Annotated in this window: 7 protein-coding genes; 4 read left to right on the forward strand and 3 right to left on the reverse strand. The window is 53.0% G+C overall.

The window, feature by feature from the left end; genetic code table 11:
- The first annotated feature begins 49 nt into the window (after positions 1–49).
- From gcvP to NZ772_07665, 4 genes are all read left to right on the forward strand, one after another.
- Positions 50–3,043 (forward strand): aminomethyl-transferring glycine dehydrogenase, encoded by a 2,994-nt coding sequence (gene gcvP, locus NZ772_07650; protein ID MCS6813430.1) that lies wholly within the window; start codon positions 50–52, stop codon positions 3,041–3,043.
- A gap of 119 nt (positions 3,044–3,162) precedes the next feature.
- Positions 3,163–3,942 (forward strand): hypothetical protein, encoded by a 780-nt coding sequence (locus NZ772_07655; GenBank protein MCS6813431.1) that lies wholly within the window; start codon positions 3,163–3,165, stop codon positions 3,940–3,942.
- 81 nt (positions 3,943–4,023) lie between these two features.
- A complete protein-coding gene (gene priA, locus NZ772_07660; protein ID MCS6813432.1) occupies positions 4,024–6,729 on the forward strand; it encodes a primosomal protein N' in 2,706 nt (901 codons plus the stop codon).
- A 397-nt stretch (positions 6,730–7,126) separates the two neighbouring features.
- The gene (locus NZ772_07665; GenBank protein MCS6813433.1) at positions 7,127–7,396 is read left to right on the forward strand and encodes a hypothetical protein; all 270 of its coding nucleotides are present in this window, start codon (positions 7,127–7,129) and stop codon (positions 7,394–7,396) included.
- A 108-nt stretch (positions 7,397–7,504) separates the two neighbouring features.
- On the opposite strand, the gene NZ772_07670 is transcribed toward NZ772_07665, so the two are convergent.
- The 3 genes from NZ772_07670 to lepB form a co-directional block, all read right to left on the reverse strand.
- Positions 7,505–7,957, reverse strand: a complete 453-nt coding sequence (locus NZ772_07670; protein MCS6813434.1) for a hypothetical protein — start codon at positions 7,955–7,957, stop codon at positions 7,505–7,507.
- Between the two features lie 113 nt (positions 7,958–8,070).
- The gene (locus tag NZ772_07675) at positions 8,071–8,670 is read right to left on the reverse strand and encodes a 2OG-Fe(II) oxygenase (protein ID MCS6813435.1); all 600 of its coding nucleotides are present in this window, start codon (positions 8,668–8,670) and stop codon (positions 8,071–8,073) included.
- Positions 8,667–9,629, reverse strand: a 963-nt coding sequence (gene lepB / locus NZ772_07680; GenBank protein MCS6813436.1) for a signal peptidase I, incomplete at its 5' end; no start/stop codon positions are given. The genes NZ772_07675 and lepB, both read right to left, overlap by 4 nt.

Genomic DNA, 9,629 nt, shown 5'->3' on the forward strand with positions numbered 1-9,629 from the left:
TTACAGAACACTGAGCAGCCTTCCTACCATCAACATTAGTGACTACCCTATGCTAGAACCCTCTACCACTCAACCATCCACCACTGCTAGTTTTTCTGCTGCCACAACGCCATCCCTTGCAGCCGCACCGTCCCTTAGTCAACAGTCATTCCCTGGCTTCTCTCCCTTTACCCAGCGCCACATTGGCCCCCGCGATTCTGACCTAGAAGCAATGTTAGCTGTAGTGGGCTGCACTAGTTTAGAGGAGTTGATTCAGCAAACTGTGCCTGCTAGTATTCGCCTAGATCGTCCACTCCAGCTAGGAGAAGAGGGGTGCGACGAGTATGCGGCTTTGCAGCGCCTGCGGGCGATCGCAGCCCAGAACCAAGTCTATCGCTCTTTTATTGGCATGGGCTACTACAACTGTATTACCCCACCTGTAATCCAGCGCAACATTTTAGAAAATCCGGGCTGGTATACCCAATACACCCCCTATCAGCCAGAAATTGCCCAAGGGCGATTGGAAGCCTTGCTAAACTTCCAGACGATGGTGAGTGATTTAACCGCCCTGCCGATCGCCAATGCGTCCTTACTAGACGAGGGTACCGCTGCTGCCGAAGCCATGACCCTCAGCTACAACGTTGTTAACGCTAAGACCAAAACCCAGCGCTACCAGTTCTTGGTCAGTGACACCTGCTTTCCCCAGACGATCGAGGTAGTCAAAACTCGCGCCCTGCCCTTGGGCATCGAAGTTGTCGTTGGTGACCACAACAGCATGGCCTTGGGGGACTCGGTGTTTGGTGTATTGCTACAATATCCTGCCCAAAATGGAGCTATTCACGACTATCGCCCTGTCATCGATCGTGCCCATGCAGCAGGTGCCCTGGTGATCATGGCGGCTGACTTGCTAAGCCTCACACTACTCACACCCCCTGGTGAACTAGGGGCTGACATCGCTGTGGGCAGTACCCAACGGTTTGGTGTACCCCTGGGCTACGGAGGCCCCCATGCTGCTTACTTTGCTACCAAGACAGACTACAAGCGGCAACTCCCTGGTCGGTTAGTGGGGGTCTCTAAAGATGTACACGGACAGCCTGCCTTGCGGCTAGCTCTACAAACCCGTGAGCAGCATATTCGCCGGGATAAAGCTACGAGCAATATTTGTACAGCCCAAGTGCTCCTGGCCGTGATGGCTTCTATGTATGCGGTTTATCACGGGGCTGAGGGCTTACAACGGATTGCAGAACGGGTGCATAGGCTGACTGTAGCGTTGGCCACTGGGTTACAGTCCCTAGGGTATGGGTTAGGATCCGCCAGTTACTTTGATACGCTATGGGTGACCGTAGGTGACCAAGCAGATGCCATTATGCAGCGGGCACTTCGGCAGCGGATTAATTTGCGGCGGGTGAATGCCGGTACGATCGGCCTCTCCCTGGATGAAACCACCACAGAGCAGGATGTGCAGGATTTGTTATCGGTATTTGCTGGCGATCGCGCGTCCGCCGTGGGCCTGGATGTTGGTCACAGCAACGGCTATTCCCCCAGGGAGTATGTCATGACACCGGCACTCCCCAAAGCTCTGCAACGAACTTCGGCCTACCTCACCCACCCTGTTTTCCACAGCTATCGTTCAGAGACAGAATTGCTGCGCTATATCCACCGCCTGCAAAGCAAAGACCTGTCCCTTACAACGGCAATGATTCCTCTGGGATCCTGTACTATGAAGTTGAATGCCACGGCTGAGATGATGCCTGTGACGTGGCCAGAGTTTGGACAATTGCACCCCTTCGCTCCCCTTGACCAAGCTCAAGGCTATCAGCAACTCTTCCACCAGTTGGAGCAGTGGTTAGGGGAAATTACTGGCTTTGCCGGCATTTCCTTGCAACCAAATGCTGGCTCCCAAGGGGAATATGCAGGCTTGTTGGTGATTCGCCAGTATCACATAGCACGGGGTGAGGGGCATCGGCATGTATGTTTGATTCCACAGTCAGCCCATGGAACAAACCCGGCTAGTGCCGTTATGGCGGGAATGCAAGTGGTACCCGTTGCCTGTGATGACCAGGGCAATATTGACGTTGCTGATCTCCACGCCAAAGCCGAGGCTCATAGTGCCAATCTGGCAGCCTTAATGGTGACCTATCCTTCCACCCATGGCGTATTTGAGGAAACAATTCGGGAAATTTGTGCCCTTATCCATGCCCATGGCGGTCAAGTCTATATGGATGGTGCCAATATGAATGCCCAAGTGGGGATCTGTCGTCCTGCAGATTTTGGGGCCGATGTTTGTCATTTGAACCTACACAAAACCTTCTGCATTCCCCATGGTGGGGGTGGCCCAGGGGTGGGGCCGATCGGAGTTCAACCTCATTTAGTGCCTTTTCTCCCAGGGCATGGGGTAGTGCCCATGGGCAGTGAGCAGGCGATAGGAGCCGTATCGGCTGCGCCTTGGGGTAGCAGTAGCATCCTCCCCATTTCTTGGATGTACATTGTCATGATGGGGCAAGCAGGGCTGAAGCGAGCTACGGAGGTAGCAATTCTCAATGCTAACTACATTGCTAAGCGGCTAGAACCCTACTATCCCGTACTGTATAAAGGGAGTCAGGGAAGGGTAGCCCATGAGTGCATTCTGGATTTGCGGGAGTTTAAGAAAACCGCTGATATTGACGTAGATGACATTGCCAAGCGGCTGATTGACTACGGGTTTCATGCTCCTACGGTGTCGTGGCCGGTGGCAGGCACGATGATGGTGGAGCCGACGGAGAGTGAATCGAAGCAGGAGCTAGATCGGTTCTGTGAAGCCATGATTGCTATCCGGGCAGAGATTCAGGCTATTGCCGATGGCGTGGTTGACCGTCGTAACAATGTGCTAAAGCATGCACCCCACACGGCTGCTGACCTGTTGCGCTCAGAGTGGGATCGTCCCTACAGCCGAGAACAGGCCGCCTATCCCACATCTTGGACTCGCGCCCACAAATTCTGGGCACCCGTAGGCCGCATTGACAGCGCCTATGGCGATCGCAACTTGGTTTGCGCGTGTTTGCCCATGGATGCCTATGGCCAATGAGCGAAAAAATCTTGTCGGTCTGGCCGGATTAGCAGTTCTACACAGTGGACAATAAAGATCATGAAGTGCGCCTATAATTACGCCATTTCTCCTATTGTTATTGACCCGGTTGAGTGCCTATGTCAACCCAGCAACTGCCCATTACTGCTCTCCAGAAAGTCCGGCAATTTATCCGCAGTGGGTTGACGGTGCCCGCGTCAGAAAACAACCCGCCTCAACTGTCCTTTGAAGACGATTTGCCAGAGCCAGAGTCGTTAGATGCCCTAAGTGACCTGTTCAAGTTTGCAGGAGTATCTGCAACTACAAATTCGCGTTCAGGGGCAACGGGTCGCTGGTTAGTGAGTGTGGTTAATCCGGGCGCAATTCTGGCAAAACTGCCTGGGTTGGAGTTGAAGCCGGGCTGGCGGTTAGTCAGCTACCTCTATCGCGAGGCTGATCACGGTCTGGGGGTGTGTTGGGCCGTTGCCGAGACACATAGCAGCACTGCTAACCTAGAAGCAGCCCTAGTGGGCTGTAAAACCCAAGACCAACTGCCTATCCCAGAGGGGGCGCTGGGTAATTTCATGGATGCCATCACGGGCGATCGTTCGGTGCGTTCTTTTGCCATTGCTTCGATGTTTTATCGTGAAATCAAGGAGTTTGGTGCCCTGGGTAATTTGCAGGATTGGACGCATCATCATCTGATTGCCACTGTGCCTGGTAAGGTGAACTGGCAATGGCAAGGTGACATTCCCAAGAACCTCGCCCCCAAGGTGAGAACCTTCCCCGATGGGCGGGCAGCGCTAGAATTCTTTACCTGTCGGGTGGTTGCTCCAATCGCCATCTATCGCCATATTGACCTGTATTTGCCCGACAGCTACCGTGCTAATGGCATGAGTCAGGCAATTGCCACGGTTTAGTCATGCCTAGAAAGGTATTAATAGCATCAATAGCTATCAATAGTAACGCTACCGTGTATACTGTAGAAAGGCTGTTCACTAGTGGTAGCTCACATTGCCCTCTTCCGCAACCACTTGCTCACAGCAGGAACGGGTTCTAAGCCTGACTGGATCTACGATCAACGCCCAGAGAATTGGTATATGGATGTTACCCCTGATTGCTACTCTGCCCAGTCCCTAGACCTTGGAACTGAAGGACACTGTCACGCTGCTGACCAGCCTACCCCTAAGGGCTGGGTGGATGTCCTGGTGGATTGTCCCGGTGCTCAAGGTCTGTATATCTACGCTGTGCCACCCCATCTTACGGTGCAACCTGGGGATATTTTGACCGTTCCCTTCGGTGCCCAACAGGTGGGGGCAATCGCGGTGCATCGGCGATCGTCACCCCCCGTTGACCTAGAGGCAAGCCAAATTCGCTGGGTTGAGGAGGTTGTGAGTCAGGGCTTTTTTCCCGCTGATTATTGGACATTGCTACGCCAAGTTGCGGACTACTATTGCACACCCCTGATGCAGGTGATTCGTGTAGCACTGCCCCCTGGACTGTTACGGCGATCGCAGCGCCGCATCCGTCAAGTGACTGCTCCTAGCCTCCAAAACAGTCCCCAAACTACCCCAGCTCAACACCTGTTGGCCGCCCTTGCCCAGAGTAAAACCAGAGATTTGACCTGGCAGTTTCTTCAACAACGGGTGCGGGGTGCGGCTTCAGGACTACGGGAACTACAGCAGTTGGGATTGGTAGAAAGCTACCTAGCCATGCCGTCGCCAGTACGCCCCAAGTTGCAGCAGGCAGTTACCCTGACTACAACCCTAGGGCAAGCACCGTTAAGCCCCCGCCAGCAAGAAGTGCTGGAAGTTTTGAAAGCTAAGGGAGGTGAGCTATGGATGACAGAATTGTTGCAACTGTGCCGGGTCAGTGCTTCGGTGGTCAAAACCTTGGCCCACAAAGGGTATGTGGTGATTCAGCCCCGGGAACTGCTGCGATCGGAGGTCAACCCTGTCTTGCCTAGGGATCAGCCCAAGCTCCTCAATGCTGATCAGAGGCAAGCTGTAGCAACCATTACAAGTCTGTCTGGCTATGCCCAGGTGCTGTTGCATGGAGTTACGGGTTCCGGCAAAACAGAGGTCTATCTGCAGGCGATCGCCCCGGTGCTCAGTCGGCAACAATCCGTTCTGATTCTCGTCCCTGAAATTGGCCTGACCCCCCAGTTAACTGATCGCCTTCGCCAGCGCTTTGCTCCCAGTTCCCTCTTGCTTTACCACAGTGGCTTAGCCGATGGTGAACGTTACGACACCTGGCGACAAATGCTGCAACCTAACCCCCGGATTGTTCTAGGCACACGCTCGGCCATTTTTGCCCCCCTGACCAACCTAGGGCTAATCATTCTAGATGAAGAGCATGATGACAGCTTCAAGCAAGACCAACCTGCTCCCTGTTACCATGCCCGCACCGTTGCTCAATGGCGTGCTGCCCTGGCTAACTGTCCCTTGGTGTTGGGTTCTGCCACACCCTCCCTAGAAAGTTGGGTTGCCTGTGGTGGCCCAGGGATTTTACCTTTGCCATCAACCTCGTCCCTAGAGCATGCTGCTGCTGTGTCAGTTTCCCAGGCTAGTCCCCCAGCCCTAGGCAGTGACCGAGGGCTGCGCTGCTACCTATCTCTGCCCAAGCGCATCCACGATCGTCCCCTACCACCCATGACCGTGGTAGATATGCGCCAGGAATTTCAGCAGGGTAACCGTTCAATCTTTAGTCGTCAGTTGCAACAGGCCCTGATCGAACTGCAAGCCAACCGTCAGCAGGGCATTCTCTTCATCCATCGGCGAGGACATAGCACCTTTGTAGCCTGCCGCAACTGTGGCTACGTTCTGGACTGTCCCCACTGTGATGTTTCCCTAGCCTATCACCACACCCATGCCCAGGCATCCCCGTTACTGCGTTGTCACTACTGCAACTTTACCCAGCTCCATCCTTCCCATTGTCCCCAGTGCAACTCCCCCTACCTCAAGCACTTTGGCAGTGGCACTCAGCGGGTCGTGCAGGAGTTAGCACGGCTACTACCCGATCTGCGCTGTCTCCGGTACGACAGTGACACCACTCGTACCAAAGGTGCTCACCGTGCCCTGATGAGCCAGTTTGCCCAGGGCGATGCCGATGTGTTGGTAGGCACCCAAATGCTCACCAAAGGGATTGATCTGCCCCAAGTGACCCTAGTGGGCATCTTGGCGGCTGATGGCTTGCTACATCTAGCAGATTACCGAGCTAGTGAGCGATCGTACCAGACCCTGACCCAAGTAGCCGGACGCTCAGGGCGAGGAGACCACCCTGGCCAAGTCATCCTCCAAACCTATAACCCCGATCATCCCGTTATTCGTGCTGTGCAACGGCAGTGCTATGCAGCATTTGCCGAGGCTGAGCTAGCCATGCGCGCTAGCTTTCACTACCCCCCCCTGGCACAATTGGCCCTAGTGCGACTCAGTAGCCCTAATCCCACGGCAGTAGAAGTGACCGCCCATCGCTGTGCTGACCTATTGCAGGCTAGCCTTGGCCCACAGCCCAACTGTCAAATCATGGGGGCAGTGCCCGCGCCGATTCTGCGGGTTGCCGATCGCTACCGCTGGCAAATCTTAATCAAGTGCTGGGGATCAGCAAACCTCTCATCGTTACTAGCAGCAGCGATGGAACCATTGCGGGCAGCCTGCCCAACCTCGGTTAGTTTCACGATTGATATTGACCCCCTACACCTAGGCTAAGAATCCCCACGCAGGAGCCGGTCATGATTATCATGACTAGTTAACCAAGCGGTGCCATCAGTGAGGGCACCCTAGTAATTGTTGTGGCAGTGATCCATACACCATTCCCACACGTTACCGTGCGGACCATACTATCTTCTAGTATCTGCTGGGATAGCAGGTGGCTGTAATCGGTCGATCGCACCAAATTTCCTCACTTTAGACAAGGCTTCAACAATGCTCATAACGATGCTCAGCAATCTTAATCATTCCTTCGCATCAGCGCTTTGCTGAGTTTCTGAGAAGCTGTTACAATCATTCATAATTATGTCAATGTTGATTGATACGCAATGACATTGATGTCCATAGCGTTAGCAATCAAGCGGCGTTAGTACTTGTTTACCCAGGCTTAACTCCCATGGCTCTAGCATCACTACTTGTTATTGCGTTGGTAAGCTGGTCGCTACACCTGATGACCCAAGCATTAGAGCGGCAAGAGTTTTCCCTCATGCTAGCGGGTTGCTTGGTTGCTGCCTCAGCCGCTGCCACGGTTGGTGTATGTTTTCTGATGGGCAACTACTTTGACTATGTTAGCCATTTGCCTTCTGTTTCGCCTGTAGTGGATGATGCTGCTAACTCTGCACTGTGGTTGGTGCAAGTTGACGATGCCGAACTACTACCTAACTAACCGTGCTTACAGTCGCTGGATTTTGTAGAATCGGGTTAGTGGCTTGTTAACAAAATGAAATCATTATTTAATTTTGGCTGTCATGGTTTTGCCTGTAGCGCAGGCACCCTATCCCTCACTAGGATGCGCGCGATGCCTAGGCCAGTAACGAGTGATGACTTGCATAGCCTTGACTAGCAGCCGTCGCAGTATTGGCTGCTCGTAGATCAGCATGATGTTAATACTGAAGCAAGCCCCTGCCAGGCAGAGCAACACATAGGTCGGCAGCATCACAACCCCCACCAGCAGCCAGGACAGCACATGCATGACCATCATCACAGCTAGGCTAATTCCCAAGACCGCAACGGCACGGATGCGCTGCATAGATGCCTCTGTTCCCACTAGCATCATGCTAGCTATGGTTGCAGCCATGTTCATCGGTACCAGCAGCGCACAGATTTGCCCACAGTAGGTGTGGGAAATGTGTAGCAGGGATGCAAGAGGATGCCAAGTTACAATCCAAGTCACGATCGCAAAATCCTTAATGTTACAGTCCGTAATAAATTGGCGAGTATTTACCATCCCCCAAAGTCTAGCAGACACCCTCTTAATTATGGGAATCATTACCTGACTCTGAGGCTTTCTACTGTGTGGCTACTTTCCATAATCCTGACTGTGAGCGACGATCGCCGCTGTTAGTGATAGAGCCAAGTTGTAAAGGAATATTTACACCCTCGGCGCACAGGTAAGGCTTGATGGGGATAAACATAGTTAGCAGGAAAGACCACAACGCTACCTTGCCGAGGCGGCACCTTAATTCCCTGCCGATCGAACAGCAGTTCTCCCCCCTCAAAATCATCATTCAGACTGCCTACAATGCTGACATCTCGAATAGGCACTCCCCTCGCGGCTTCTTCCATGCGGCTAGAGAGCAAAATATTGTCCACATGGCGTTTGTATTGCTGTCCTGGCCGGTAGCGCAAAATTCGACAGGCTTCAGCATGGGGAAATTTAATGCCGTAGTGCTTGTAGAGCAACTCCTGCACAATCCCAATCCGCTGAAGCAGCAATTGGTTCGTAGACTGGAGTAGTGAATTGCCCTCTTCATCCAAATACAGCAGATCATTGTTACGAGCCGCTCGGTCTAGTCGTTCTAGCTCAACCCGAGCTGGCTCAAACTGGCTACAGGCAGCAATATCCATCAAATGTTTGCATAGGTATGGATCCAAAACATTTTCCACTCGAAAGATGTCTGCACCGAGGGGAATCAAGGTATGGGAAAAACGAGAGGTCATAGGGGTTTCACTCGGTGAAGGGGAAGGGCAATCTTATAGGCTTTGCCCACAATACTACTGCGGGGTAAAAAGCCCCATACGTGCGAGTCAATACTGTCATTGCGGTTGTCTCCCAGCACGAAATAGTGGTTTACTGGAACCCTAGCTGGGGGCAACTCATAGGCTGGCGGTTCAGCCACATAGGGTTCTACGATCGCCTGCTGATCACGATAGACAGTACCTGCCTGCACTGCAACGGTTTGCCCCGGAATCGCGATCACCCGTTTCACAAAGAAGCGGCGACGACTGTTGCCAGTTATGGGATTAGTATCTAGGATTTGAAACACCACAATATCTGTGGGTTGAGGCTGGTAATTGGCCGCTTTGCTGACGAGAATGCGATCGCCCAGTTGTAGAGTCGGTGCCATAGAGTTGCTGGGGATCTTAAACAATTGCACAGACTGTCCCAGCCAAGTTGGTAATAGTCCTAGCGACAGTCGGAGAACAAAGACAATCGTAGTAATCATTAGCAAATAGCTAAACTCGCGTCGCCAAGACTTCTCTGCCGGTGCGCTGCGGTAAGCGTGATAACAGGATAGCGCTGCCAACGCAGCCACTAAGGGCACTAAGACTGGCCTACGGGTGGCAGCCGTCATCAGCAGCACGCTCACAACCATAAGGATCGTTCCCAGATTAGTCTGGTGCAAATAAAACTGTCCTAAACCGGGCAACAGTTGGCTTAGAAATACAGCAAACCACCGATCAAACCGCTGGCTTACAGACTGGGCTGCTGAGAGAATACTAGCACCACTAATATCTCGATAGGCTTCAAACAGGCTAGCGACATAGATAAACGCACCCACCATCAAACCTACTAACCCCATCAACGTGCTCCCTTCAGGGCTAAGGAATGACCATCCTGCGATCGCCACGGCTACTACCTGCAAAACAGCAAACAGCAACCCTGACAACCATCGACC

Source organism: Cyanobacteriota bacterium, assembly GCA_025054735.1.
In the GTDB taxonomy this organism is placed as follows: domain Bacteria; phylum Cyanobacteriota; class Cyanobacteriia; order SKYG9; family SKYG9; genus SKYG9.

What these genes read in the sequence shown, in the direction of transcription:
- gcvP (MCS6813430.1), top strand. Translation starts at nt 50, where the DNA reads ATGCTAGAACCCTCTACCACTCAACCATCCACCACTGCTAGTTTTTCT.
- NZ772_07655 (MCS6813431.1), top strand. Translation starts at nt 3,163, where the DNA reads ATGTCAACCCAGCAACTGCCCATTACTGCTCTCCAGAAAGTCCGGCAA.
- NZ772_07665 (MCS6813433.1), top strand. Translation starts at nt 7,127, where the DNA reads ATGGCTCTAGCATCACTACTTGTTATTGCGTTGGTAAGCTGGTCGCTA.
- NZ772_07670 (MCS6813434.1), bottom strand. Translation starts at nt 7,957, where the DNA reads ATGGTAAATACTCGCCAATTTATTACGGACTGTAACATTAAGGATTTT.
- NZ772_07675 (MCS6813435.1), bottom strand. Translation starts at nt 8,670, where the DNA reads ATGACCTCTCGTTTTTCCCATACCTTGATTCCCCTCGGTGCAGACATC.